Below are 26,460 nucleotides of genomic sequence, written 5' to 3'. Positions count from 1 at the left end.
ATGAGCCGAGGTTAAACACCAAACACACCATGACTTAAAGGGCGGGCATGATGATGAAATGGATGGCGAGATTTCTGGTGCTGTTTGCGCTCGTTTGGGGCGGGGTTTGGCTGGCAGGGTCTTACGGCGCTAAAACCGGTTTCGCCGCTTGGTTTGAGGACCGTCGCGCCGATGGCTGGGTTGCCGAATATAATGATCTTTCGGTCTCGGGCTTCCCGAACCGGATCGACACCACGTTTGACAACATCACGCTGGCCGACCCAGAATCCGGCCTCGCATGGGAAGCCCCGTTCTTTCAGCTTTTTGCGCTCACCTATAAACCGCACCACTTGATCGCGGTCTGGCCCAACACACAGACGCTTGCGGTTCCCACCGAAAAACTCTCCCTGACCTCAGAAAAGATGCGTGCGTCCTTGGTGCTGGAACCTGGAACGGATCTGGCGCTGAACCGTATCAATCTAGACGTCGACACCTTGGCTCTGTCCTCTTCTCTGGATTGGCAAATGACAGCCTCGGGTCTTGATCTAGCCCTACATCGCCAACCGGATGAAACCGGCACGCCCAGCGCCACGTATCGCCTCGCCCTGCGAGCCACAGATTTCGCTCCCGCCGCCGCATTCGCGATTCCCGACGACATCGACCTACCCCGCACAATTGAGATTTTCCAAGCCGATCTCGAAGCCAGCTTTTCACGGCCATGGGACCTATCCGCGATCGAGGACTCCCGCCCCCAACCGACGCAACTGCACCTTAAGCGCGCGGACATTGTCTGGGGAGATTTGCAATTCAACGCCGCTGGGACAGTCTCTGTCGACAAACTCGGCTACCCGACTGGCGATATCACCATCCGGTTGGTGAACTGGCAAGACATGATCGCGGTCGCACGCAGCAATGCCCGTATTTCTCCCAAGGTCCTCGACACTCTGGAACAGGCGCTGACATTTGTAGCGGGCCTGTCCGGCAACCGGAATCAACTGGACATTCCACTCACCTTCAAGGGCGGCACAACGCGGTTCGGTCCAATCCCGCTTGGCCCTGCACCACGCCTCAATCTCCGCTAACGGCAGTACGGCCCGCTGCGATGGTTGGCGACGTCAAAGTGGAAATGATCTTTGTGATAGCGGTCGGCATTTGGCCCCAAGACTGTGCCAAACGGCCCACAGGCCGCCCTGTGCATTTTCTTGAGCATCCGCCCCTTCTTGCCTTTTCCCCAATCGCTGAGAACTGAAATCGGTTCCCCGCTTTTGGTATAGATGGCAGAAATATCAATCGCCTTGCCGCGACCATGTTCACTGATCTTGGCGCCAGGTCGGTTGTTGCGCGTCCGGCAGGCGTACCCTGCCGCAACCTTCAACTTGCTGACCCCACCACCATAATTCTTCACCGCCTCCTTGGCACCGTTATCGACCCAGCGATGCAGAGCAAGTGCCGTTTCGCAGGTCATGACAGCGGGCGTAGAAAGTTTGACGTCGGCCACCTGATAAAGCTTGATCGCCCCTTTCGGAATCCCGCATCCCGGCAAGGCGGCGGCCACGGGCGCATGGGTCTTGCCGATAATGACCTTGCTAGAGCACAAATAGGCCATTCCGTCGGGCAACCGGCTCCGCCGCAGTCGTTGCGTCGTGGTGACACCGTTTTCCACCGCATCCCGCCCTGTCGGCAAAGAGGCAGGTGTGGCTTTGGAAGTGTTTTTTGGCAGCAGCACTCTCGCCGGCTTAGCAGACGTCGGCACCACGGCAGCGGCGGCAACCTGCGGAGCGGCCGCAAGCGGATCGGCCTCGCGACGTGTCTTATTCCAAGCCCTATCGATCCACCCGGGACGGACCCGGGGACGCAAGGACTGATCCGGAGCCAGCGACGGCAAAGCCTGAGGAAAAACATCGCCACGCAAAACTGGGCGCAAACTTTTCTCCGGCGCATTGGCCGTGGCCAGATCGCCAGCCAGCAACGCGCCCACCGCAAAGGCGGTCAATATGCCGCCCCGAAGTGTCACTCGCTACCGCCCCCGCGGCCAAAGTTTGGCGCCGCGGTGTCTTGCCCAGCTTCAATAATGCCACGCCGGATCGCACGGGTGCGGGTGAAATACTGATGTAGATGCTCGCCATCCCCCGTCCGGATTGCCCGCTGCAATGCAAACAACTCCTCGGTAAAACGGCCCAATATCTCAAGCGTGGCGTCTTTGTTGGTCAGAAACACATCCCGCCACATCGTCGGATCAGAGGCCGCAATCCGTGTGAAATCCCGGAAACCGGCAGCAGAATATTTGATGACTTCGCTGTCGGTGACACGTCGCAGATCATCGGCAACGCCCACCATCGTATAGGCAATCAAATGCGGCGCATGGCTGGTGACCGCCAAAACAAGATCGTGATGGTCCGCGTCCATCTCATCGACATTCGCGCCCATCCCTTCCCACAAGGTCCGCAACCTTGCAACGGCCTTTGGATCACTGCCTTCCACCGGCACAAGCAAGCTCCAGCGGTTGTCAAACAACTCGGCAAATCCGCTCTCGGGGCCGGAATGTTCGGTGCCTGCAAGAGGGTGCGCAGGCACAAAATGCACGCCTTCAGGCAAATGGGGTGCCACAACGTCGATCACGTGACGCTTCACCGATCCCACATCGGTCACGGTTGCTCCTGATTTCAACGCGGGCGCAATCTCTTCGGCCACAGCCCCCATTGCGCCAACCGGTACGCAAAGCACCACAAGATCAGCGCCCTCAACGGCCTCGGCCGCGCTGTCGCACACCCGATCACAAAGCCCGATCCTGCGGGCGGTCTCGCGGCTGCCTTCGGATTTCGCAAAGCCCGTGACTTCGCCGGCCAGTCCGCCCCGCTTCATCGCCCAGAACATGGACGATGCAATCAGCCCCAGCCCGATCAGGGCCACCCGTTCATAGACGGGCCCGCTCACTTGGAGCCGCCGTGATATTCAACTTTGAAGTTACCAATGGTGTGCGCAACGCGGCGACAGGACGGCTCGTCCCCTACCGTGATGCGCAAACAGTTCGGCAGGCCATAGCCTGTCACACGCCGCACGATCAGCCCTTCGGCCTTAAGGTAGTCGTCACAGGCTTCCGCCTCTGCCTGATCCGCGAACCGCGCCAGAATAAAGTTCGTAGTCGACGTGTCAGACGGCACACCGATCTCCGCAAGGGCCTCGGCCAACCAAGCCCGCAAACGGGCATTTTCAGCACGGCATTTTGTCACCCATTCCTGATCGCGCACTGCGGCCTCAGCCACCGCAAGCTGAACAGTCGACAGGTTGAACGGCTGGCGCACACGGTTGAGCACGCCAATGATGTCCTTGGAGGCATAGCCCCAACCGACCCGCAAACCACCAAGGCCATAAATCTTGGAGAAGGTTCGCGTCATCACAACGTTGTCCAAGGCTTCCACCAGCGAGGCACCGCCGTCAAAACCTTGAACATATTCGGTATAGGCCCCGTCATGCACAAGAATACAGCCCTCAGGCAGACCATCCGCCAGACGCGCCACGTCATTGCCACCCAACATTGTTCCGGTCGGGTTTCCGGGATTGGCGATAAAGACAATCTTGGTCTTGTCCGTGCAGGCCGCAAGCATCGCGTCAACATCCACAGTGCGCTCCCGCTCGGGAACCGCAATTGGCGTCGCGCCGACCATCTTGGCCAGAATCGGATACATCGAGAATCCGTGCTCCGGATAGACGATTTCATCCCCAACGCCGGCATAGGCCTGCGTCACAAATTGCAGCACTTCATCGCTGCCCTGACCACAAATAATACGCTCGGCATCCAGACCGTGAACCTCGGCAATTGCCGCACGCAACGCGGCGTGATCGGTCGATGGATAACGGTGCAAATTGTGCCCCGTTTTGCCATGCGCTGCCTTGACGGCGTCGCTTGTCCCGAGGGGGTTTTCATTGGACGACAGTTTGACCACTTCGGTCACGCCCTTCACCGTCGAAGAGCCGCCGACATAAAGCTCAATATCCATAATGCCCGGCTGCGGCGCGATAACTGACATAACATCCTCCACTTACGAAGTGGTGTTTAGCTGCGCAGTTTGTCATTTAAAACCCACATCGACAGCATTGCGCCAAAATGCGCCTTCACGGCAACGCTTGACCGCAAACCGCGACATCTTCCCCGCTCAAAGCGACGGACCTCAGACGTAGTAGTCGATAAACGATTGTGAACTGTCCACACCATTGGCCTCAAGTTCCGCCATCATCACCTGGGCAAAGCTGCGCCCTTGGGCACTGTTGTTAAACGTCGACACAGCGTTGCCAATCATACGCTGCACGGAACTATCCAGTGTTTGTGATCCAACGCTCCGCTGTGCCGCTCTATCCGCCGCGGCTCCGCCCGGCGCCCGTTCGCCCTGCGAATCCAATCCGCGTGACACTTTGGTTGGCTCCGGCTTTTCCACTTTGCCGGTCTCGCGCCCGCCGTAATGGGACAACGCGGCTTTCACCATAGCGCTTTGTACCGCAGTCAACACAACAACGCGCGGTGTGCCTGCGTTCGAAATAAAATTTGACTGCAATGCAACTGCCATCGGATTTCCCCTTCACGACGATTTCATGAACAGGCAGTTCTTGCCCCATTCCCCCACTGTGTTTCGAACCACAGCAGAGTTCAGAAAGACTTAAGAAACAACCAGACCCTTAGACTTGTCTGAATTTTGCCGGGCGGCTAACGCAAAAAACCCCGCCACAGGGACGGGGTTTTCCAAATTTCTGGCGATATCGGCGAAGATTAGTTCTTCGCGTAGAATTCCACGACGAGGTTCGGTTCCATAACAACCGGGTACGGCACGTCCGAGAGGCCCGGGGCGCGCACGAAAGTTGCGGTCATTTTGGAGTGGTCGGCGTCGATGTAGTCCGGAACGTCACGCTCGGGCAGAGCAACAGCTTCCAGCAGAACTGCCAGTTGCTTGGACTTCTCACGAACTTCAACCACGTCGCCTTCTTTGACGCGGTAGGATGCGATGTTCACGCGCTTGCCGTTCACCAGAACGTGGCCGTGGTTCACAAATTGACGTGCTGCGAAGACGGTCGGTACGAACTTGGCACGGTAAACAACCGCGTCCAGACGACGCTCCAGCAGGCCGATCAGGTTTTCACCGGTGTCGCCTTTTACACGTTCCGCTTCCGCATAGATGCGGCGGAACATTTTCTCGGTCATATCGCCGTAGTAACCCTTCAGCTTCTGCTTGGCGCGCAGCTGCGTGCCGAAGTCAGACATTTTGCCTTTACGGCGCTGACCGTGCTGGCCGGGGCCATATTCACGACGGTTTACGGGAGATTTGGGGCGACCCCAGATGTTTTCGCCCATGCGGCGATCAATTTTGTACTTGGCAGTCGTGCGTTTGGTCACGGCTGTTCTCCTTCGTTTAGGTTTCGAAGGGCGTTGTCCTCTTGTCGGATTTTGCCGACATGACAGGGTTCCTCTTGCGAGGGCCACCAACACCAATGAAGCCGCGCTTATACGCTGGATTCTTGGGGAGTCAAGCGGGCTTTGCCTCTGGGTGCGCAATGCGCCAAGACTTTAGCCCCCTTAATGCCGCGCCTCCGGGACGCACAAAACATTCTACCCGCCTTCATTGATACAATCAGGCAATTAATCGCGATTTTCACGGCTTCTTCGAATGGCAATCAAGACATACTGTCAACTCAAATAAGCTCACAATCGCGCAACAAGGCGCAACCGATCAGGAGCAAGACAATGGCAGATACCACTTTCGGATCCAAGGGATGGACACCCGACCGCCTCCCGTCGCTGGCAACCAAAACCTACGTCATCACGGGCGCCAATGCGGGTGCCGGCTTTCAAGCAACCCGCGCCCTGTTGAGGAAAGGCGCAAAAGTCGTGATGCTCAACCGAAGCGCTGAAAAATCCACAGCTGCGATCCATGAACTAAAAAAGGAGTTCGGTGCAAACGCCGACGTCAGTTTCGTGCGTATGGATCTTTCGGATCTCTCAAGCGTGCGTGCTGCGGCAGAGGTCGTTTTGCAAACGGCGCCGCAGATCGACGCCCTTATCTGCAATGCCGCCATTGCTCAGGTGCCCAACCAAGAACTCACCGTCGACGGCTTCGAAAGCCAGCTCGGTACCAACCACTACGGCCATTTTGTCCTATGCGGGATGTTGTTTGACCGCATCGATGCCGCCGGAGGTCGGATCGTGGTGGTGGCCAGCCTCGGCTACAAACTGGGAAGTCGCACCATTCAGTTTGACGACATGAACTGGGACAACAACTACAGCGCCAATCCGGTCTATAGCCAAAGCAAACTGGCGCAAATGATGTTCGCCTATGAACTTCAGGACCGCATCAAAGCCGCCAACAAAAACGTCGGGGTCTTTGTATGCCATCCCGGCGCCTCCGCAACCTCCCTGATCAGTACAAGCGGCAATCGCCTAACACGTCTCATATGGTGGATGATGACCAAGACACCGATGGTGCAAACTGCCGAACAGGGTTCTTATCCCGAAGTGATGTGCGCAACCGAAGCCGCGCTGACCGAACAACGTGCCCTATATGGTCCGACGGGCCGCATGGAGGCCGTCGGGCCTGTGGGGCGTGGAACTCTGGAGCCGCACGCCTACGACAAAACAACCATGAGCCGCCTCTGGTCGGTTTCAGAGGACGCCACGGGATTTAACTGGTCGCTCTAAAGGAAATAACCCCGGCCGATCAGGGCGCCGTGGGGCACCGACAAAATACCGACGTCATACCGACGCGATACCGACGGCCCTTTCTGTGGGCTGCGGCCTATTTGACATCCAGGCGTCGGCACACTTGGCAGGTCCAATTCAAGCGGGTAACAACGTTTCCCAGAAGAGGTCCCAGAGATGAAGAAGCAAGACATGAACCGCGATTGGATCGCCACCGCCCGCACACTCTCCCAAGCGTTGCCGTATCTACAGCGCTATGCCGGAGCGATCGTCGTGATCAAGCTTGGCGGTCACGCCATGGGCAGCGACGAGGCGATGGACGACTTCGCCCGCGATGTGGTTCTCATGCGACAAGTCGGCATCAACCCCGTGATCGTTCACGGCGGCGGTCCTATGATCAATGCGATGCTGGAACGCCTTGATATCAAATCAGAATTCGTGAACGGAAAGCGCGTCACTGATGCCGCCACTGTTGAAGTTGTCGAGATGGTTCTTTCCGGTGTGGTCAACAAACGCATCGTTCAGGCGATCAACCGTCAGGGCGGCAAGGCAGTCGGTCTGTCGGGCAAAGATGCCAATCTGATGGTCTGCGATCAAACCAACCCCGACCTCGGATTTGTCGGCACGCCAGCCGAGATGGATGCCTCCCTCCTAACCGAGTTGTTCAATAACGACACAATCCCTGTCATTGCTCCACTGGGTGCAGGCCGCGACGGCGAAACCTTCAACGTCAACGGCGACACGGCCGCCGGTGCCATCGCCGGCGCACTCAAGGCGGACCGCCTGCTGCTGCTGACCGATGTGGCCGGCGTAAAAAACGCGAGCGGCGAAGTCGTGACCGAGATGAAAGCACAACAGATCAAGGACTTGACCGCCGAAGGCGTAATCGCCGGCGGCATGATTCCCAAGACGGAAACCGCGCTGAATGCAATCAATCAAGGTGTGCGGGCTGTGGTTATCCTTGACGGACGCGCGCCAAACGCTTGCTTGCTGGAGCTCTTCACCGAACATGGCGCTGGCTCTCTGATCCGCGCCGACTAACAGGGCTCTTGCCACCTCTCGATAGCGTTGTCACTCTGGGTGAAATGCGGGCAACGCACTTTGCGCCGCAGCAACCGCAACGCATGTCGGAGTGTGTTAGAATGGGCGTCACATCCTCTGTGACTTTGGAAAAAATCGCGGAGATTGCGCAGTCTCACGGCTTGCTTGTGATGGGTGCTCTCAACAATGCTCAGAATGCGCCGGCGGGTACAACGGTATTGCTGGGGACCGGTCCGGCATTTTGGCCGGCTTTCACTCGTGCGCCCGAATATAGCGACGATTTGCGAGATCCCATAGACCGCTGGTCCAAACGGGTCCTGAAGACGATCGCCGACCCTCTTGGGGCAACGGCGTCATTTCCCTCCGACGGGCCTCCCTATCCGCCGTTTATCTCATGGGCGCTTGCCACTGGGCGGTTTTTCCAAAGTCCCGTCGGAATGATGGTGCACGACACCGTTGGCCTGATGATCTCATTGCGCGGCGCACTGCATCTGCCTTTCGAAATCTCGCTGACCGCCCCATCGTCCAACTCACCTTGCGAGGCCTGCCCCGCGCCTTGTACAACAGGCTGTCCTGTCAGCGCCCTCAACGCCTCAAAAGCTTATGACCTCAAGGCCTGCCACACCTTTCTTGACAGTCCCGACGGCACAGATTGTATGTCACGCGGCTGCATTGCCCGCCGCGCCTGCCCTCTAAGTGCCGGTGCTCACCGACCGGACGCGCAGTCCGCGCTTCATATGAAAGCTTTTCATCCATGACCCTCAAACTGATCCTGATGCGGCACGCAAAATCAAGCTGGGACGACCCGCTGCAATCCGACCATGCTCGCCCACTCAACAAAAGGGGACGGGCCTCGGCCTCTGTCATGGGGAAATGGCTGGCCGAGAACGGGTATTTGCCTGATGAATTGCTATGCTCCACCGCGGAGCGCACCCGCGAAACCTACGCTCGCCTTGGGTTGGTTGCGCCCGAAACCACCTTTTCGGACGCACTTTATCATGCCAGTGCAGACATAATGCTTCGCGTCCTACAAGGCGCTCGCGGCAAAACCGTCCTTATGCTCGGCCACAACCCGGGCATCGGACATTGTGCAGAGCTGATGGCCCGCCAAGCCCCGGATCATCCCCGCTTTCTTGACTACCCGACCTGTGCAACAACCGTCTTCACCTTCGATACGGCCTCGTGGGCTGACGTGTCTTTCGGTCAGGGTGACGTCCTTGCCTTCGGCCTACCTCGCGAACTTTTGAGCGACCTAGGCGGATAATTTGGTTTAGGTCAATTTTTTCCGAGCCAGTATGAGCCTATCTTCGGCAAATCTCAAAGGAGCCCCGCCATGAACCGTCGATCCTTACTCATCGCCGCCGCCCTCAGTCCCTTGGCTTCACTGCCCGTTCTCGCCGCTGATCCGATCATACAAGTCGCAAAATCAGCCACCTGCGGCTGCTGTGGCGCATGGGAAGACCATTTGCGCATGAGCGGCTTCAGCGTCGACAGCCAAGCGATACCCGATGAAAACCTCTGGGCGCTCAAGGCACGCCTTGGCCTCACTGACGACACCTCTTCTTGCCATACCGCAATGATCGACGGCTACGTGATCGAGGGCCACGTACCAGCCGCTGACATTCGCCGCCTTTTGGTTGAACGCCCCGACGCTGTTGGCCTGACTGTCCCCGGCATGCCGATCGGCTCGCCTGGGATGGAAATGGGCGACGAGGTGGAGCCCTACGATACTCTACTGATCCGCCAAGACGGCAGCACTGAAGTCTTCGCAAGCCACAGCTGACGTCAGGTGTAATGCGCAACCAATTCCTTGATTTTGGCATAGACCGCTGCCGATTTGGCCGCGTTCATGGCATCACTGTGAGGATAGGCAAACTGCCCGGAATCATTGTCAAAATAGGCGCCTGATTTACCTATAAACTCGTCAGACAACGCCGCGCGCCGCAGAATATCCGCGCCGATCCCAAGATCGCTACCGGCCACGCCAAAGCCTTCTTTGACCATCTTAGATGCCAACAAGCTGCCGGGATTTACAGCCACGATCATTGGGCCATCGGGCATTTCAGCGGCAAGTTCCCGACTCCACATCGTGATCGCCAGCTTGCTTTGTGCATAGGCGTCCATTGCCCCCTGACCGGAGTAGGCAGCCATCGCACGCAAATCCACCGGCGCTTGCGCGGCCGAGGACAGGTTCACCACCCGCCCGTCCTTTGGCATCACCGTCAAAAGCGCTTTGGTAAGTTGATAAGGCGTCAACGTGTTCACCACAAACCGAAGGTCCAGCCCATCCGCGGTTTCGGCCTGTGGTGCCTTTAGAATTCCGGCGTTGTTGATCAGAACATCGATCTGCGCATGATCTGCTTTCACCGCATCAGCCAATGCCGCCGTCGCAGAAAACGATGACAAATCTGCCAGATATCCCTGTACGCCAAGCTCTGAAGTCACCCGATCCAGCTTCTGCGGACTGCGCCCATGCACAAGGACTTTGTGTCCCTCTGACACCAACAGCTTCGCAGTCTCAAACCCGATACCGTCCGTCGCGCCTGTGATCAAAATCGTTTTGGTCATATTCAACCCTTTCACCAACTACCCCACTTAAAGACAAAGGCCACGGCGTTTCCACCGTGGCCTCATCACTCTTTTTGACTGGAACCTTAGTGGCCCAGAATCTGGCTCAAGAACAGCTGCGTACGTTCGCTCTTCGGATTGTTGAAGAACTCTTCCGGCTCGTTCTGCTCCACGATCTGGCCTTGGTCCATGAAAATCACGCGGTTGGCCACTTGACGGGCAAAACCCATCTCGTGCGTCACGCAGAGCATGGTCATGCCCTCTTCCGCGAGCTCGATCATTGTATCGAGAACCTCTTTGATCATCTCGGGGTCAAGCGCCGAGGTTGGTTCATCAAACAGCATGATGCGCGGCTTCATGCAGAGCGAACGGGCAATCGCCACACGCTGCTGCTGACCACCCGAAAGCTGACCTGGGTATTTGTCGGCCTGTTCCGGGATTTTGACCTTCTCAAGGAAGTGCATCGCGATTTCTTCGGCTTCCTTCTTGGGTGTTTTGCGTACCCAGATCGGCGCCAGCGTGCAGTTTTCCAGAATCGTCAGATGTGGAAACAAATTGAAGTGCTGGAAGCACATCCCAACCTCGGACCGGATCTTGTCGATGTTCTTCAGATCGTTGGTCAATTCGATCCCGTCCACCACGATGTCACCGGACTGGTGCTCTTCCAGACGGTTGATGCAGCGGATCAGGGTCGACTTGCCCGAGCCGGACGGGCCGGCGATGACGATACGTTCGCCTTCGTGAACCGTCAGGTTGATATCGCGCAGTACGTGAAACGATCCGTACCACTTATTCATGTTAGCGATTTGAATGGCGACTTCGCTGCCCACGTGCATTTTGGAGCGGTCGATTTCGCGATCAGACATAAGTTCAGACATATTATGAACCCCTTCTTAGTGGCCTTTGTGCAGCTTGCGCTCAAGCCACTGGGAATATTGTGAAATGCCGTAGCAAACGACGAAGAACAGAGCAGCGGCGAAGCCGAATAGCTCCCAATAGACGCCGTTCCATTCGGTCGATGCGAGGATCGGTCCGCGGATCATACCCACGAGATCGAACATCGAGATGACCGATACGAGGGTGGTGTCCTTGAACAGGCCCACTGCCACGTTGACGATGCCCGGGATCGAGATCTTCAACGCCTGCGGCAGAATGATCAAACGCATGGCCTGCGGATAGTCCAGACCAAGGCTGTCGGCCGCCTCATACTGCCCCTTGGGAAGGGCGGCGAGACCACCGCGCACCACCTCGGCAATATAGGCCGCCGAGAAAAGCGTGATCATGATCACAACGCGCAGGAAGAGGTCGACGGTCGCATCCGGCGGGAAAAAGTAGGACAGCATGACAGAGGCCACAAACAGCAGCGTAATCAGCGGCACACCCCGCACAAATTCGATGAAGACCACGCAGATGCCCTTGATCAGCGGCATGTTGGACTGACGCCCAAGTGCCAGAGCAATGCCCAAAGGCACCGACAAAGACACACAGGTCAGACCCAGCATCATGTTGAGCATGAAGCCACCAAGATCTCGGGACGGCACTGCAGGAAGCAAGGCATTCTCAGACGCCCCTTCAGGGATCATCGAGCCACCAATGGACCAAATCGCCAGCGCAATCACAATCGCGCCGAAAAAGCCCAGAGCAAAGTTGTTGCGTCCGAACTTCTGGAAGAAGGCTCCGGCCACAATAAACCCGATCAGGGCGATCAGCGGCGCAAGAATGGTGCCACCCCAGATCAGCCAAAAGGCCACAAACGGGAAGAGTGCAGTCACAATCAACAATTTGCGCGGCAGGTCGAAGAACAGCACCGGCGCAATGGCAACCAGCATCAGCAGGAAAGCCAAATTCGGACGCCAGTATTCCTCAACCGGATACTTGAAGCCGTAAATCAACTGGTTCCAACGTTCCGTCAGGACAGAGAAACACGCCCCCGTGGTTCCGTCCAAAATCTCACGACATTCCGCAAGCGAAGAGGTCGTCCAGAGACCGTTCAAAATCCAGGGCATGGTGCTTTTCAGCACCAGATAGATCAGCGCCAGTGCCAGCACCGTCAGGATGGTGTTGGTGACAGAGGAGAACAGGTTTTCACGGAGCCACTTGACCACGCCGGTTTCGCGCGCGGGAGGCGGGCTTTCCGGAATGACTTCGGTGGCAACGAACGCGATGGAGTTATTGTCTTGATCAGCCATCTCAGCGCTCCTTCAACTTAACGGATGCGTTGTAGACGTTCATCGCCATCGAAATGAGCAACGACGCGGTGAGATAGAACAACATCAGCAGAAGGACGCATTCGATCGCGCGGCCCGTCTGGTTGAGCGTGATGCCCCCCAGCGTAGCGGTGATATCCGCATAGCCCACGGCAATCGCTAGCGACGAGTTCTTTGTGATGTTCAGATACTGCGAAATCAGCGGCGGAATGATCACCCGCAGAGCCTGTGGCAGGATCACAAGGTTCATCACCTTGTTGGGACGCAGACCCAAAGCAGAGGCCGCTTCAGTCTGGCCTTTGGAGACCGCCTGAATACCGGCGCGAACGTTTTCCGCGATGAAGGCACCCGTGTAGATTGAGAGGGCGAACCACAGCGCGATCAGCGGACCACCGATCTTGATGCCGCCTTTGAAGTTGAAGCCCTTCAGCGCAGGCACTTCCCATGCGAGCCCCATGATGAACATCAGAACCACAAACGGCACCAGCCAAATCGCCAGATTGACCCAAAGCGTGTTCGGGCGAACACCAGTGTCGGCCTGCACTTTGGCCGCGCGGGCATTGTTTGCACGGGTTGCGTACCAAGAGCCAACAGCCACCAGCAGGACAAGCACCCAGTTCAGCGTCGCGTTGCCGAACAATCCGTTCTCAAAGAACGGCATCGGCACGTAAACGCCTCGGTTGGTGAAGGCAAAAAGGTCCAGAACCATGCTCGATGTGGCGTTGTCGCCGCGGAATTCACGCGGCCCCGGCATCACAGCGGTCATGATGGTGAAGATAATGATGATCCAGATCAGAACCGGAATATTGCGGAAGATTTCCACATAGACGGCCATCAACTTGGACACGATCCAGTTGTTGGACAGGCGTAAAACGCCGGCGACCACGCCAAAGATTGTTGCGGTGATGCAGGCTAGAAAGGCCACCAACAGTGTGTTCAGCAAACCAACCAGTGCCGCTCGGGCGTGGCTGGATTGGCTATCGTATTCTATCAGGCGCTGGTTGATATCGTATCCAGCGGAATCGCCAAGAAATGCGTAGGAGATATTCAATCCGGCGGCGCGCAGGTTCTGGATCAAGTTGTTGCCCAGATACCAGATGGCCAATGTCAACGCGATGGCCGCAATCGCTTGGAACGTGAGCGAGCGGTAGCGCGTGTCATTGATCAGCATAGACAGCCGGAACGACTCCTTGGGAGGGTCGGTCAAAGTAGTCATATGGGATCTTCCCCGTTGTTCGGCCTGTTTTTAAGGCGTCGTTGCGCCGTGGCCGATTATTGTTGTGGGTCGGTCTAAAGCGAAAAGGGCGCGGTATGAACCGCGCCCTTTCCGAGATGTGTTTAGCGGAAGGGCGGGGAGTAGATCAGGCCGCCGTTTGTCCACTGAGCGTTCAGGCCACGGGCCAGACCGATCGGGGTGGACTCACCGATGTTGCCTTCAAACAGCTCACCGTAGTTACCGCCAGCCATGATGGCTGCTTTGGCCCAACCGGCGTCCAGACCGAGCATCTCGCCCAGTGTGCCTTCGGTGCCCAGCAGGCGGTTTACTTCAGGGTTGTTGGTGCCAGCAGCCATCTCTTCGATGTTCGCGGAGGTCACACCCAGCTCTTCTGCAGTGATCAGAGCGTTCAGGGACCAGCGTACCACGTCACCCCAGTTGTCGTCGCCATGACGAACCAGCGGGCCGAGCGGCTCCTTGGAGATGATTTCAGGCAGCAGAACGTGTGCGGCCGGATCTTCAAAGGTCGCGCGAGTGGCGGCCAGACCGGATGCGTCGGTGGTGTACACGTCGCACGCACCTGCAAGGTACTGCTGCTGAGCTTCAGCGTTGGTTTCGATCGGAACCGGCTCATAGCTGATGTTGTTGGAGCGGAAGAAGTCCGCCAGGTTCAGCTCGGTGGTGGTGCCGGTCTGAATACAAACAGTCGCGCCGTCCAGTTCTTTCGCAGAGGAAACACCCAGTTCCTTCGGAACCATGAAGCCCTGACCGTCATAGTAGTTCACGCCAACAAAGGTGAACTTGAGGTCAACGTCACGGGAGAACGTCCAAGTGGTGTTACGTGCCAGCACGTCGATTTCGCCAGACGCCAGCGCGGTGAAGCGGGTCTTGCCGGTGGTCGGCACGAATTCAACTGCGCTCGGATCGCCAAGAACGGCGGCGGCAACTGCGCGGCATACGCCAACGTCAAAGCCTTCCCATTCGCCGTTTGCGTCGGGCGCGGCAAAGCCGACCAGACCGGTGGTCACACCACAGTTCAGTTTGCCGCGTGCTTTCACGTCATCCAGCGTGCCAGCAGCCGCAGCACCGGCCGCCAGGCCAGCAACCGTCAGTGCACCAAAGAGTACGGATTTTTTCATTTTTACCTCTTCCTGTTGTCCACCCTTCTCGGGTGGTTCATCTGGCCCAAGGGGCCGAAATAGATGTGCGGAGATTACACCCCCCATGCATCAAAGGCAGTTTGCTCGCATTCATCGCCAAACGTCAAGAGGCCCATCACGCTTATCAATCAATGATTGCGTGGCTGACCAAATTGGCCAGTTTGGCCTCCAAAGCGGTTAGTTGCCAGTCATTTTAAAGAAATTGTAGGCATGCACAAACGCATGTTTTTTCTGTGCGGCTTCGGCAGCCGCCTCTTCATCTACACCCCATTGATCTTCTTGCCACTGCTCATCGATTCGCGACAATTGCCAAAGCGTTTCAATCGGATGCAAATCGTGCACCGCAGCAAGGCCAATGATCAGAGAACCGGAGATCCCGACCAGATCGTGAAAGGCCGCGAGCTGAAAATTGTCAAATCCGTGAACCTGCTCGCTCAAACGTGCCAACGCTTCAGGGTCCTGCGCCTTGAACATGACGCCGGAAACCGTTTCAAGATCGGCGCCGAAAGTGTCCTTCGCCCAGACCAGCAAAGGGTCCCAGCCTTCTGCCTGACGCGCGATCAACTCCGACGGCGACGTTGCGCGATAGCACAGCAAGTCACTGCCGCCGTATTCCGCCAACATATCTGCCACCTCGCCGTGCTGAGTGGCCACTTTGTCAATTGCCGCGTTCGCTGAGCGCGTCACCGGCATGCTAGCGGGATCAATTACATCTTCCTGGGCATCCCACTCTGCGGCCACAGCTTCGGCCATGGCGCGGGTCGGCATCACAAGGGAGGTCTTTGCCGGAGTTGTTACAGAGCGCCCGTCCAAAGCGATGCCGAAACCCTGTTCGGTTTCAACAACTGCAGTGTCTTTCCAAAATCGTTTCTTTGCCCAGCCGCTCATGACGTGTCTCCGAATATCTCTGCCAAAGCGCCGTCCAGCGCTGCGTAGTCTTCAATAACCAGTCGCGCCGCGTTGAGTGCCGATGTCGGATGATACCCCCAACCGACACCAAGGCCCGCGACCCCCGCAGCCTGCGCCATCTCCATGTCATAAGAAGTGTCGCCAATCATCACCGCGTCGGCACGCTCCATACCCATCTCGGAAAGTGCTGCCAAGATCATAGACGGGTTTGGTTTGCTTGGATGATCATCGGCCACTTGCCGCGTCAGAAAATACCCCTCAAGCCCGTGACCCTCGATCAACTTGTCCAGCCCGCGGCGAGATTTTCCGGTCGCCACGCCAAGAAAAATGTCGTCACGCGTTTTCAATCGATCCAAAGCGTCCCGTGCGCCAGCGTAAAGCGGGGAACTTTCCTCGGTGCCCACCGCTTCGCGGCGCTGCATATAGGTTTGCTTGTAGCCTTCTACCAAGGCCGCGCGTGTCACCGCATCGACCTGTGGCGCCAACCGCAACATCGCCACATCCAATGACAAGCCAACAATACTGAGGATTGCATCCTTTGGCGGCGGCGCCAGCCCAAGCCCGTCAAAGGCCCCCTGCATCGACCCCAAAATGTCGGCTTGGCTGTCCACCAGCGTGCCGTCCACATCAAATATCACCAGCTTTAGCCGCATAGCCTGTCCCTTCGCGCTCAAGCGATGCTTCACCACGTGAACGAAAGGGCGTCAAGCTCAGCGCAGGCTTTCAAAGGGATCTTCGTCTGCAAGATCCGGAGTCCAGCCGAAGGTATCCCATGTGAGCGCCATGTGCGGGGGCAACTCCGCATGGATTGTCACCGGCTTGCGGGTCTCAGGATGTTCAAAGGCCATGGTGCGGGCGTGCAGGTGCAATTTGTTAGAAATGATGCCTCCCAACTGTGCCCCCCAGCCATCACCAAGGTTTTCCTGCCCTGAACCGCCATATTTGCCATCACCAATGATCGGATGACCGATCTCGGCCATATGGGCCCGAAGCTGATGCGTGCGGCCTGTCAAAGGCTCCATCGCAACCCAGCTTGCGCGGCTCGCCACTCGGTACAACGTCGCGTATTGCGTATGTGCTCGCTTGGCTCCAGGCGTTGCGTCGACGTCGCGTGGATGCACCGCGTGCATTTTTTCACCTTCGCCGCGTTTGCCATGCCCGGCTGCTTTGACCAGCCCGTATTTGATCTCACCCAAATAAGGCGTCGGCACTCCGGCCACGACCGCCCAATATATCTTGCGCGTTTCTTTGTGACGCAGCGCGGCCGTCAGGGACTGCGCTGCCTTGCGGGTCCGCGCGAGCAACAGAACACCAGACGTGTCCTTGTCCAATCTGTGCACCAGACGCGGTTTTTCCTCAAAATCAAACCGCAGGGCCTCTGCAAGGCCATCTACGTGTTTGGTCTGCTTGCTGCCGCCCTGCGTGGGCAGCCCCGCCGGTTTGTTGATCGCGATCACATGGTCATCTTTGTAGATCACGCAGTCGCGGATCATCTTGGCGTCCTTGTCGGAAATTCGCATGTCCACGGGTCGCGGAGGCATCTCGCCCGGGGCCGGAAGCGGCGGAATGCGCACTTCGTTGCCAGCTTCAAGGCGAGTCGAAGCCTTTACACGCCCACCATCCACACGGATTTCGCCTTTGCGGCACAACTTCTCGACACGGCCCTGCCCGATATGCGGAAACACCCGCTTGAACCAGCGATCAAGACGCTGATCCGCGTCGTCTTCTTCGATAATGATGGTCTGAACCCGGCTCATGCGAATACTCCACGCGCGATCAACACACCCAAAAACAACGCGCCAACCGACCCAATAACGGAAAGCGCGACATAAACACCAGCCGCGCCCCATTGTCCACGCTCAATCAGCGTTACAGTCTCAAGAGAGAAGGCTGAAAACGTCGTAAACCCGCCTAAAAGGCCAGTCATCACCAATGGCGACAGATGTGTCAGCCCGCGTTGAGCCGCAGCGACCACAAAAACACCCATCAGAAACGAGCCGAGGATGTTCACGGTGATAATTGCCACTGGAAAACCGCCCAAGGCCCCCTGCCCTATGGCGCGGATCACACTCAGGCCAACGAGATAGCGCAAGGCCGCCCCAATAGCGCCGCCAAACGCCACATATGCAACGTTCATGATCATTGCTTTTTCAGTCGCTGATTGGTGAAATAGTCCAAACGCCGCTTCAGCTCTCGCTCGAACCCGCGCTCGACCGGGGAATAGAGCACCGGCCGTTTCACACCGTCCGGAAAGTAGTTCTGTCCAGAGAAACCACCTTCGGCGTTGTGGTCATACTCATACCCATCGCCATAGCCTTGCTCCTCCATCAGACGCGTCGGCGCGTTCAGGATATGTTTGGGCGGCGGCTCGGAGCCCGTCTTTTTTGCCAATCTCCGCGCGGCTTTGTAGGCCATGTAGCCTGCGTTGGTTTTGGGCGCGAGCGCCAGATAAATCACCGCCTGCGCCAGCGCCAATTCGCCTTCAGGACTTCCTAACCGTTCATAGGTTTCCCAAGCATCCAGACACACACCCTGCGCCTGCGGGTCTGCCAGCGCGATGTCTTCGCAAGCCATCCGCGTGATCCGCCGCGCCAAGAACCGAGGGTCTTCCCCACCTTCCAGCATCCGCGCATACCAATAAAGCGCTGCGTCCGGATCAGAGCCCCGCACTGATTTGTGCAGCGCGGAAATCAGGTTGTAATGCTCATCACCCGACTTGTCGTATTTTGCCGCCCGGCGCATCAGTCGCGTCGACAAGGCATCGGTATCGAGCTTACCCTCCACACGCCACGCCATGACCTGTTCGATCAGGTTCAGCAAAGCCCGCCCGTCGCCATCCGCCATCTCCAACAGCGCCTCGCGTGCTGGCCCGTCCAAGGGCAATGCCCGGCCCAGCTCTTTTTCCGACCTTTGGGCCAATCGCTCCAAATCGGCGAGGCTCAGGCGTTGTAAAACAAGAACCTGTGACCGGCTGATAACCGCAGCGTTAAGTTCAAACGATGGGTTCTCGGTTGTCGCGCCCACCAAAAGGATCGTGCCGTCCTCCATGAAGGGCAAAAATCCGTCCTGCTGCGCTTTGTTGAACCGGTGGATTTCATCCACAAACAGCAAAGTGCCTTTGCCGTTTGCACGCCGCACTTTGGCGGCCTCAAACACTTTCCTAAGCTCAGGAACGCCAGTAAAAATCGCACTGATCTGGACAAAATGCAGGTCGGTCTCATCCGCCAAAAGCCGGGCGATTGTGGTTTTGCCCACGCCGGGCGGCCCCCAGAACACCAGCGATGACAAAGACCCCGACGACAGCATCACGCCCAAGGGGGCTTCGGGCCCCAAAACCTGCTCTTGTCCGATCACCTCGCCCAGCGATTTGGGCCGCAAACGGTCCGCCAAAGGACGGGGCGCGTTGCTTTCGCCCGCGCCCTCATTGGTGGTCCCACCACCGGAATTGGGAATGTCAAAAAGGTCGGCCATAGTCCTCAGAGTCGAAACCGCATCGTGACACGTTGCGTGCCGCGTTGGACCTCTAGCGTAAGGCGTTTCTTGGCCTTGCGCAAAGCCTGATCAACCTCTTTTGTTGTGCCAACGTCTTTGCCATCAACCGCTCGCAGCACGTCACCTGGATTCAATCCCAACCGCGCACCGACTGGTCCCGGCTTCTCCACAACCACTCCGGAAATACCTAGCGGCAGGCCAAACTGCCCAACAACGGCGGGGTTCACATTGCTCACCACCAACCCAGGAATCGCGGACCGTTCGCCGGTCTCCACGGTCTCCCGCGATGGCTCTTCCGGCGCTGTGTTCAAAGGAACGCTATAAACCTGTTCTTCACCATCGCGCACAACCAGCACGTCCGCTTCTTGTCCCAAGCCCACAACAGACATACGGAATACCATTTCGGCGGGTGTGTTCACCGGCTGACCGTCAACTTCCAGAATGACGTCTCCGGCTTCAAGACCGGCAGCAAGGAACGGGCTGACGGCATGCATGTCCGACACCACGATCCCACCTGGCCGGTCAAGGCCAAGGCCGTCCGCCATATCCGCATCAACGGGCTGGCCGAACATGCCGGCCCAAGGGCGCTGAAAGCTGTCAAACCCGTCGCGGGCTTGTTTAACGAATTGGCCAACCAGTTTCGAAGGAATGGCAAAACCGATCCCGTTAGAACCGCCAGAGCGCGTCAAAATCGACGTGTTGATACCAACCAGATCGCCGTTCACATCCACCAGCGCTCCGCCCGAGTTGCCGGGGTTGATTGCCGCATCGGTTTGCAAGAAATAGCCCCGCGCGTTGCCTGTGGAAACACCGGACCGTGCCAATCCCGACACAATACCGCTGGTCACTGTTTGCCCCACACCGAACGGGTTGCCGATCGCCAGAACCAATTCACCAACTTCGACGCCATCACTGTCGCGCAGGTTCAGAAACGGCAGGCCGTCCACTCCTTCAAGCTGCATGATCGCCAGATCGCTTTCTTCATCGGCCAGCAGAACCCGCGCCTTGTATTCCCGCCGGTCTTTCAGCTGCACCCGAATGTCTGTCGACATACCCACAACATGATAGTTGGACACGACAATCCCGTCCTCAGACAAAATCACTCCCGAGCCCAAAGAGTTCTGAACCTGTGGTTTGGTGTCGCCGAAGCTCCGGAAGAACTGGTCAAAAAACGGATCGCCGGAAAACGGGGTCTGACGGGCCTGGATGACCTGTTTGGCGTAAATATTCACCACTGCCGGCGCGGCCTCCCTCACCAGAGGTGCAAAACCAAGACTGATTTCAGCTTGGGACTGCGGAATTTGTGTTTCGGCCAGAGCAGGCGCGGCTACGGCCAGTGACAGGGCAATCGCGAGGGGGCGGAGCATACAGGAGTCCTTTTTTTGCTTTCAAAGCATATGCGCGGGCAGGTCCAAGTTTTCAACCAAACGCCATAGGACAATTGATCGGCCGGCAACAGATTGCACCCACAAAAAAAACCCCCGCCGATGGGCGAGGGCTTTGCAAGGACCGGAAAAACCGGAAACCTCTTATTCTTCAGCAGCTTCTTCTGCTGCAACGCGTGCCTTGTCGGCTGCGCCTTTTGCGTCGACATCACGATCCACGAATTCGATGATCGCCATCGGTGCCATGTCGCCATAACGGAAACCGGCTTTCATGATGCGGACATAGCCGCCTTGGCGGTCTTTGTAGCGCGGGCCAAGAATGTCGAACAGTTTCGCGACATACTGGTCTTCTTTAAGACGTGCTGCGGCCTGACGGCGCGCGTGCAGATCACCACGTTTGGCCAGCGTGATCATCTTTTCAACGATCGGGCGCAGTTCTTTGGCCTTGGGCAGGGTGGTTTTGATTTGTTCGTGTTCGATCAACGAACCCGCCATGTTGGCAAACAATGCCTTACGGTGTTCGTGTGTACGATTCAGGCGGCGATAACCACGAGCGTGACGCATTTGAATTCTCCTACTTGCGTTTTTGCTTTGTCTGGCGGCCGATGCGTGTCAGCCACTCTCCTTGGGGCATTTGCCCATGTGTTCCCCGGCAATTCCGGGCATTTGTAGAATTGGGCGGGGTTGCCCCCGCCCGAAACTCTTAGAAGTTGTCTTCGAACTTCTTGGCCAAATCTTCGATGTTGTCCGGCGGCCAGTCCTCGACGTCCATGCCAAGGTGCAGACCCATGCCCGACAGCACTTCTTTGATCTCGTTCAAAGATTTGCGGCCGAAGTTCGGTGTGCGCAGCATTTCCGCTTCGGTTTTCTGGATCAGATCGCCGATGTAAACGATGTTGTCGTTCTTCAGGCAGTTTGCCGAACGAACAGACAGTTCCAGCTCGTCCACTTTCTTCAGCAGAAGCGGGTTGAACTCGAGACCATCGTCTTCTTCCTGACGACCAGCCGATTCCGGCTCATCGAAGTTCACGAAGATCGACAGCTGATCCTGAAGAATACGCGCAGCAAACGCCACGGCATCTTCCGGCGTAACAGATCCGTCGGTTTCGATTTTCATGGTCAGTTTGTCATAGTCCAGAACCTGACCTTCACGGGTCGGCTGAACGTCATAAGACACTTTCTTGACCGGCGAATAGATCGCGTCGATCGGCATCAGACCAATAGGTGCGTCTTCCGGCTTGTTCTTGTCAGCGGAGACATAGCCTTTGCCGGTGTTCACGGTCAGCTCAACATACAGGTCAGCGCCATCGTCAAGGTGACAGATTACGTGGTCTTTGTTGAGAACCTCAATGCCGGCGCTGTCGGAGATATCACCGGCAGTCACGGCACCCGGGCCTTTGGCGGAGATCGACAGACGCTTAGGGCCTTCGACTTCCATACGCAGGCTCACGCCCTTGAGGTTCAGGATCACGTCGGTGACGTCTTCACGCACACCTGCAACAGACGAGAACTCGTGCAGAACGTTGTCGATCTGAACAGAGGTGATCGCTGCACCTTGCAGCGAGCTCATGAGTACGCGGCGCAGCGCGTTGCCCAGCGTAAGACCAAAGCCACGCTCCAGCGGCTCAGCAACAACAGTTGCCTGACGCGCGGGGTCGTTGCCCGGTTTCACTTCAAGCTGGGTCGGCTTGATCAATTCAGCCCAATTCTTGTGGATCATGCGTCCCTCCATACTTGTCTGTTTCCCATGTCCGAAAGAACCAGACGCCCGAGGTTTCAAAATGACGAACTGGGGCCGTGAGTATCACAGCCCCAGGGTAGTATTGCTGTCGCTTAGACGCGGCGGCGCTTCGGCGGGCGGCAGCCGTTGTGTGCGATCGGGGTCACGTCACGGATCGATGTGATGTTGAAACCGATTGCTGCCAGCGCGCGCAGTGCGGATTCACGGCCAGAACCGGGACCCTGCACTTCAACTTCCAGCGTCTTAACGCCGTGATCCTGCGCTTTTTTGCCTGCATCTTCTGCAGCCATCTGAGCAGCATAAGGCGTGGACTTACGAGAGCCCTTGAAGCCCATGGTGCCAGCGGAGGACCAGGAAATTGCGTTGCCCTGAACGTCGGAGATCAGGATTTTGGTGTTGTTGAAAGAAGAGTTCACGTGAGCAACACCGGAAGCGATGTTCTTGCGCTCTTTTTTCTTCGTACGAGTCTTATCGCGTGCCATTGATCAAACCCTCCCTTACTTCTTCTTGCCAGCGATGGCCTTTGCGGGGCCTTTGCGGGTACGAGCATTGGTGTGGGTACGCTGACCGCGAACGGGCAGGTTACGACGATGGCGCAGACCGCGATAGCAGCCGAGGTCCATCAGGCGTTTGATGTTCATCTGAACTTCACGACGCAGGTCACCTTCAACGGTGAAGTTTGCATCGATGTGCTCACGGATGGACAGCACTTCTGCGTCGGACAGTTCGTTCACGCGACGAGTTTCGTCGATGTTGACTGCGGTGCAGATTTCTTTGGCAGAGGCCGGGCCAATACCAGTGATATATGTGAGGGCGATCGGGACCCGTTTGTGGGTCGGGATGTTTACGCCGGCAATACGTGCCACGTGTCACTTTCCTTTTCGTTGCGGTTCCGTAACTCCGGAACCTTTTTTCACAACGTAAGCCCGACGCGTTAAGCGATCGGGCCTCAGCTGATCAGGTGGTCTTGCAGTGCGGGTGCGACCCACAAGCAAAGAATTGATTCTCCGGTAGGAGATGAGGTGATTTATGGGGGTTTGCAGGGGGTGTCAACACCTGTCGGGAGTATCCAAAAACAAAACCCCGCCGAAGCCGACGGGGTTTCAAATTCATGACTTGGTCAGGACCCTATCCCAACACACCCGCAATCGACGCCTCGACCTCATCCATCGACGCCAATCCGTCAATCGAGCTCAGGTCGCCTTTGGCATGATAGTAGCCGATCAGCGGCGAAGTCTGTTTGTAATACGCCATCAGGCGCACCTTCAGGCTTTCCTCGTTGTCATCCGCACGGGCTGTGCCGCCAGCGGCAACCGCCTCTTTGGCGCGGCCAACGATGCGGTCCACCAGAACCTCGTCGTCTACCTGCATCTCGATCACGGCGTCCAGCGTCTCGCCACACTCTTCCAGCAGAGCCGCAAGAGCGTCCGCCTGTGCCAACGTGCGCGGGAAGCCGTCAAAGATGAAACCACCCTTCTTGTCGCCTTCAAGCTGCTCGCGGATCAGGCCGATCACGATCTCGTCGGTGACAAGCTCGCCACGGTCCATGACCGCAGCAACTTTCTTGCCCATTTCAGTGCCCGAAGTTTTTGCCGCACGCAGCATGTCACCGGTCGAAAGCTGGATCATGTCGCGCTTTTCAACAAGACGGCCAGCCTGAGTGCCTTTACCGGCACCCGGCGGGCCAAGCAGGATAATATTCATCGACGAGCGGGTCCTTTGCGTTTGCGCTTGTTCCGGCCTTTGCCAGACAGCTGCGATTTCTCAATCAGCCCTTCATACTGATGGGCCAGCAAATGGCTCTGCGCCTGTTGGATGGTGTCCATCGTCACCGACACAACAATCAGAACCGAAGTCCCGCCAAAGTAGAAGGGAATCGAAAACTGGCCACGAAGAATTTCAGGAAGGAGACAAACTGCCGCAAGGTAGGCCGAACCCAGCACAAGCACGCGGTTCACCACATATTCCAGATATTCCGCAGTGCGCTTACCCGGACGGATGCCCGGCACGAAACCGTTCTGGTTCTTCAGGTTGTCGGCCACATCGTCAGGTTTGAAGCTGACGTTGAACGTATAGAAGTACGCAAAGAAAACGATCATCGCAGCGAAGAACAGCAGATAGAGAGGCTGACCCGGACCGAAGTACGCCAGCAAAGTCGACATGATCGGGCCGGTCTGGCTGCCGGAGAAGGTCGAGATCGTGGTCGGCAGCAGCAGCAAGGAGCTTGCAAAGATCGCCGGAATCACGCCTGCGGGGTTCACTTTGACAGGCAAGTGGCTGGAGCCGCCGTCATAGACTTTCATGCCCACCTGACGACGCGGATACTGAATATGGATCTTGCGCAAGGCACGTTCCATAAACACAACAAACGCGATCGTTAGGATGACCATGACGATCACCCCGACAACCACTGCGCCACTGATGGCGCCAGTCGAGCCGGAGATGAAGAACTGTGCCATCGCCGCAGGCAATTCCGCGATGATGCCAACAAAGATGATCAACGAAATACCATTGCCGAGACCGCGCGCGGTGATTTGCTCACCTAGCCACATCAGGAACATGGTACCGCCCACCAGTGTGATCATGCAGCTCAGTCGGAAATAGAGACCAGGATCAGTCGCCAGTTCACCGGCCTCAAGGCTGACCGCGAGGCCATAGGACTGCAAAACCGCCAATGCCACCGTGCCGTAGCGGGTGTATTGGTTCATTTTCTTGCGACCCTGCTCGCCTTCTTTCTTGAGTTGCTCAAGATAAGGCACCATGGAGCCCAGAAGCTGAACGATAATGCTGGCAGAAATATAAGGCATGATGCCCAGAGCAAAGATGCCCATTCGGCCCAATGCGCCGCCCGTGAACATCGACACGATGCCACCGATGCCTTGCGACGCGCTCTCCATGAATTCACGAAGCGCTACACCGTCAATGCCCGGAACCGGAATCCATGTGCCCAGACGATAGACGATCAAAAGCGCCAGCGTGAACAGGATGCGGTTGCGCAGGTCGGTGGCTTTTCCAAGTGCGGCCCAGCTCGTGTTGGCCGCCATTTGCTCTGCTGCAGATACCATTTAGGATCTCTCTTAGACTAAAAACGCCGCCAGAACCGTTTCCCGGTTTGGCGGCGTCTGGAAAACTTTCAAGATTATGTAAGCGGGTATCCGCCCGCTCACAACCTCTTATTCAGCCGCTGTCGCGGATTTGACTGTCAGAGAGCCGCCAGCTTTCTCGACAGCAGCCACTGCTGCCTTGGAGGCGCCGGTCACTTCGATGTTCAGCTTGGCGGAAACTTCGCCTTTTGCCAGAACGCGGACACCATCCAGTTTGCGGCGTACCAGACCGGATGCAATCAACGCGTCCTCGGTGATCGCAGCAGATGCGTCCAGCTTTTTCTCGTCGACGAATTTCTGGATCAGGCCCAGGTTTACAACGGCAAATGCCTTGCGGTTCGGCTTGTTGAAGCCACGCTTAGGCAGACGTTGGTACAAAGGCATCTGACCGCCTTCGTAGCCGTTGATAGCCACACCCGAACGGGATTTCTGACCTTTGATACCACGGCCACCCATTTTACCTTTACCGGAACCGGGGCCACGGCCAACGCGCATACGTTTTTTGGTTGCGCCTTCATTGTCACGGAGTTCGTGCAGTTTCATTTCGCTTCTCCTTGCCGGAACTGACCCACGAAGCGTATCGGGCCAAACACGGCTTTTCTTGGTTTTGATTCTTGCAGTCAGACTGACCACTGGGCGCGTATAGACTGGTTGTCTGCCGGGATCAAGCGAAAGGACTTACGCTCAGTCACCATTCCCCAAAAACCAAAACGCCCCCGCAGAGCGGAGGCGTGGCAGCTTGGTTTGTTGCGCCTTTAGCCGCGGCGTGCAGCGTCTTCGGCTACGTCATAGATATTGTACCGCGACACGCCAATGTCTGAGAGTTCGCGGTCGGTCATACTATTGAGGCGACGCACCGTTGCGTTGGTTCTGATGCGCACGATGTAGGCATCACGGTTGGACCGCCACAAATCTTTGAGGCGCGCAAAAAAAGTCGGTGCAGTGCGGGAGGTTGTTTCGATCATTGCCACGTTGT

At 57.2% G+C, this 26,460-nt stretch carries 30 protein-coding genes; 6 read left to right on the top strand and 24 right to left on the bottom strand.

All coding sequences use genetic code 11. The features are described 5' to 3' along the window. Positions 1–47: 47 nt before the first annotated feature. Entirely contained in the window at positions 48–1,061 is a 1,014-nt protein-coding gene (locus BM069_RS18495) for a DUF2125 domain-containing protein (protein WP_093325913.1), read from the top strand. Here BM069_RS18495 and BM069_RS20095 read toward each other — a convergent pair. From BM069_RS20095 to rpsD, 5 genes are all read right to left on the bottom strand, one after another. Further along, complete coding sequence (locus tag BM069_RS20095) at positions 1,058–1,993, bottom strand: extensin-like domain-containing protein (RefSeq protein WP_244503664.1); 936 nt, start codon at positions 1,991–1,993, stop codon at positions 1,058–1,060. The two genes, BM069_RS18495 and BM069_RS20095, sit on opposite strands and share 4 nt — an antisense overlap. After that, positions 1,990–2,913, bottom strand: a complete 924-nt coding sequence (locus BM069_RS18485; protein WP_093325912.1) for a prephenate/arogenate dehydrogenase family protein — start codon at positions 2,911–2,913, stop codon at positions 1,990–1,992. Before BM069_RS18485 ends, BM069_RS20095 begins: the two co-directional genes overlap by 4 nt. After that, the gene (hisC, locus tag BM069_RS18480; RefSeq protein WP_093325910.1) at positions 2,910–4,007 is read right to left on the bottom strand and encodes a histidinol-phosphate transaminase; all 1,098 of its coding nucleotides are present in this window, start codon (positions 4,005–4,007) and stop codon (positions 2,910–2,912) included. The genes BM069_RS18485 and hisC overlap by 4 nt, the downstream gene beginning before the upstream one ends. Positions 4,008–4,148: 141 nt before the next feature. After that, positions 4,149–4,541 carry a hypothetical protein gene (locus BM069_RS18475; protein ID WP_093325909.1) on the bottom strand — a complete coding sequence of 131 codons (393 nt, stop codon included), beginning with the start codon at positions 4,539–4,541 and terminating at the stop codon, positions 4,149–4,151. A gap of 200 nt (positions 4,542–4,741) precedes the next feature. Beyond that, positions 4,742–5,362, bottom strand: coding sequence for a 30S ribosomal protein S4 (gene rpsD / locus BM069_RS18470; RefSeq protein ID WP_093325907.1), 621 nt, complete (start codon positions 5,360–5,362; stop codon positions 4,742–4,744). A gap of 348 nt (positions 5,363–5,710) precedes the next feature. Here rpsD and BM069_RS18465 point away from each other — a divergent pair, with 348 nt between their 5' ends. The 5 genes from BM069_RS18465 to BM069_RS18445 all read left to right on the top strand — a co-directional run bounded on the left by BM069_RS18465 (position 5,711) and on the right by BM069_RS18445 (position 9,485). Then, positions 5,711–6,661, top strand: coding sequence for an SDR family oxidoreductase (locus BM069_RS18465; RefSeq protein ID WP_093325906.1), 951 nt, complete (start codon positions 5,711–5,713; stop codon positions 6,659–6,661). Between the two features lie 177 nt (positions 6,662–6,838). Further along, positions 6,839–7,702: an acetylglutamate kinase gene (gene argB / locus BM069_RS18460; RefSeq protein WP_093325905.1), complete on the top strand. Its 864-nt coding sequence runs from the start codon at positions 6,839–6,841 to the stop codon at positions 7,700–7,702. A gap of 101 nt (positions 7,703–7,803) precedes the next feature. Then, the gene (locus tag BM069_RS18455) at positions 7,804–8,460 is read left to right on the top strand and encodes a ferredoxin (protein ID WP_244503663.1); all 657 of its coding nucleotides are present in this window, start codon (positions 7,804–7,806) and stop codon (positions 8,458–8,460) included. Then, the gene (locus BM069_RS18450; RefSeq protein ID WP_093325904.1) at positions 8,457–8,966 is read left to right on the top strand and encodes a SixA phosphatase family protein; all 510 of its coding nucleotides are present in this window, start codon (positions 8,457–8,459) and stop codon (positions 8,964–8,966) included. The genes BM069_RS18455 and BM069_RS18450 overlap by 4 nt, the downstream gene beginning before the upstream one ends. A gap of 69 nt (positions 8,967–9,035) precedes the next feature. Next, positions 9,036–9,485, top strand: a complete 450-nt coding sequence (locus BM069_RS18445; protein ID WP_093325903.1) for a DUF411 domain-containing protein — start codon at positions 9,036–9,038, stop codon at positions 9,483–9,485. Between the two features lie 2 nt (positions 9,486–9,487). Here the strand turns inward: BM069_RS18445 and BM069_RS18440 are convergent, their stop codons facing one another. The 19 genes from BM069_RS18440 to BM069_RS18350 form a co-directional block, all read right to left on the bottom strand. Then, complete coding sequence (locus tag BM069_RS18440; protein ID WP_093325902.1) at positions 9,488–10,270, bottom strand: SDR family NAD(P)-dependent oxidoreductase; 783 nt, start codon at positions 10,268–10,270, stop codon at positions 9,488–9,490. Between the two features lie 86 nt (positions 10,271–10,356). After that, entirely contained in the window at positions 10,357–11,148 is a 792-nt protein-coding gene (locus BM069_RS18435; RefSeq protein WP_093325901.1) for an amino acid ABC transporter ATP-binding protein, read from the bottom strand. A gap of 15 nt (positions 11,149–11,163) precedes the next feature. Beyond that, a complete protein-coding gene (locus BM069_RS18430; protein WP_093325900.1) occupies positions 11,164–12,459 on the bottom strand; it encodes an amino acid ABC transporter permease in 1,296 nt (431 codons plus the stop codon). A 1-nt stretch (position 12,460) separates the two neighbouring features. Next, on the bottom strand, positions 12,461–13,693 hold the full coding sequence (locus tag BM069_RS18425) for an amino acid ABC transporter permease (protein WP_093325898.1): 1,233 nt from the start codon (positions 13,691–13,693) through the stop codon (positions 12,461–12,463). A gap of 122 nt (positions 13,694–13,815) precedes the next feature. Then, positions 13,816–14,832: an amino acid ABC transporter substrate-binding protein gene (locus BM069_RS18420; protein ID WP_093325897.1), complete on the bottom strand. Its 1,017-nt coding sequence runs from the start codon at positions 14,830–14,832 to the stop codon at positions 13,816–13,818. Between the two features lie 198 nt (positions 14,833–15,030). Continuing rightward, positions 15,031–15,741 carry an ATP12 family chaperone protein gene (locus tag BM069_RS18415; RefSeq protein ID WP_093325895.1) on the bottom strand — a complete coding sequence of 237 codons (711 nt, stop codon included), beginning with the start codon at positions 15,739–15,741 and terminating at the stop codon, positions 15,031–15,033. Further along, a complete protein-coding gene (locus tag BM069_RS18410; protein ID WP_093325894.1) occupies positions 15,738–16,415 on the bottom strand; it encodes an HAD-IA family hydrolase in 678 nt (225 codons plus the stop codon). Before BM069_RS18410 ends, BM069_RS18415 begins: the two co-directional genes overlap by 4 nt. Before the next feature lie 57 nt (positions 16,416–16,472). Further along, entirely contained in the window at positions 16,473–17,519 is a 1,047-nt protein-coding gene (locus BM069_RS18405; protein WP_093325892.1) for an RluA family pseudouridine synthase, read from the bottom strand. Continuing rightward, entirely contained in the window at positions 17,516–17,905 is a 390-nt protein-coding gene (locus BM069_RS18400) for a fluoride efflux transporter FluC (protein WP_093325891.1), read from the bottom strand. Before BM069_RS18400 ends, BM069_RS18405 begins: the two co-directional genes overlap by 4 nt. After that, positions 17,902–19,233 carry a replication-associated recombination protein A gene (locus BM069_RS18395; RefSeq protein WP_093325890.1) on the bottom strand — a complete coding sequence of 444 codons (1,332 nt, stop codon included), beginning with the start codon at positions 19,231–19,233 and terminating at the stop codon, positions 17,902–17,904. Before BM069_RS18395 ends, BM069_RS18400 begins: the two co-directional genes overlap by 4 nt. A 5-nt stretch (positions 19,234–19,238) precedes the next feature. Further along, positions 19,239–20,621, bottom strand: a complete 1,383-nt coding sequence (locus BM069_RS18390) for a trypsin-like peptidase domain-containing protein (RefSeq protein WP_093325888.1) — start codon at positions 20,619–20,621, stop codon at positions 19,239–19,241. Between the two features lie 162 nt (positions 20,622–20,783). Continuing rightward, positions 20,784–21,203: a 50S ribosomal protein L17 gene (gene rplQ / locus BM069_RS18385; protein ID WP_093325887.1), complete on the bottom strand. Its 420-nt coding sequence runs from the start codon at positions 21,201–21,203 to the stop codon at positions 20,784–20,786. A gap of 139 nt (positions 21,204–21,342) precedes the next feature. Further along, on the bottom strand, positions 21,343–22,359 hold the full coding sequence (locus BM069_RS18380) for a DNA-directed RNA polymerase subunit alpha (RefSeq protein ID WP_093325961.1): 1,017 nt from the start codon (positions 22,357–22,359) through the stop codon (positions 21,343–21,345). A gap of 113 nt (positions 22,360–22,472) precedes the next feature. Beyond that, entirely contained in the window at positions 22,473–22,862 is a 390-nt protein-coding gene (rpsK, locus tag BM069_RS18375; protein WP_093325885.1) for a 30S ribosomal protein S11, read from the bottom strand. Positions 22,863–22,877: 15 nt separating this feature from the next. Next, complete coding sequence (rpsM, locus tag BM069_RS18370) at positions 22,878–23,246, bottom strand: 30S ribosomal protein S13 (RefSeq protein WP_093325884.1); 369 nt, start codon at positions 23,244–23,246, stop codon at positions 22,878–22,880. 262 nt (positions 23,247–23,508) lie between these two features. Beyond that, positions 23,509–24,084 carry an adenylate kinase gene (locus BM069_RS18365; RefSeq protein ID WP_093325882.1) on the bottom strand — a complete coding sequence of 192 codons (576 nt, stop codon included), beginning with the start codon at positions 24,082–24,084 and terminating at the stop codon, positions 23,509–23,511. Then, on the bottom strand, positions 24,081–25,445 hold the full coding sequence (secY, locus tag BM069_RS18360) for a preprotein translocase subunit SecY (RefSeq protein WP_093325881.1): 1,365 nt from the start codon (positions 25,443–25,445) through the stop codon (positions 24,081–24,083). The genes BM069_RS18365 and secY overlap by 4 nt, the downstream gene beginning before the upstream one ends. 108 nt (positions 25,446–25,553) lie before the next feature. Beyond that, positions 25,554–26,027, bottom strand: coding sequence for a 50S ribosomal protein L15 (rplO, locus tag BM069_RS18355; RefSeq protein WP_093325879.1), 474 nt, complete (start codon positions 26,025–26,027; stop codon positions 25,554–25,556). A 212-nt stretch (positions 26,028–26,239) separates the two neighbouring features. After that, positions 26,240–26,449, bottom strand: a complete 210-nt coding sequence (locus BM069_RS18350) for a DUF1127 domain-containing protein (protein ID WP_093325878.1) — start codon at positions 26,447–26,449, stop codon at positions 26,240–26,242. Positions 26,450–26,460 lie beyond the last annotated feature (11 nt).

The organism is Shimia haliotis (genome assembly GCF_900114415.1).
GTDB classification, from domain to species: domain Bacteria; phylum Pseudomonadota; class Alphaproteobacteria; order Rhodobacterales; family Rhodobacteraceae; genus Shimia; species Shimia haliotis.
Note: the sequence above shows the minus strand (reverse complement) of the source record. Positions and strands in the feature narration are given on the sequence as shown.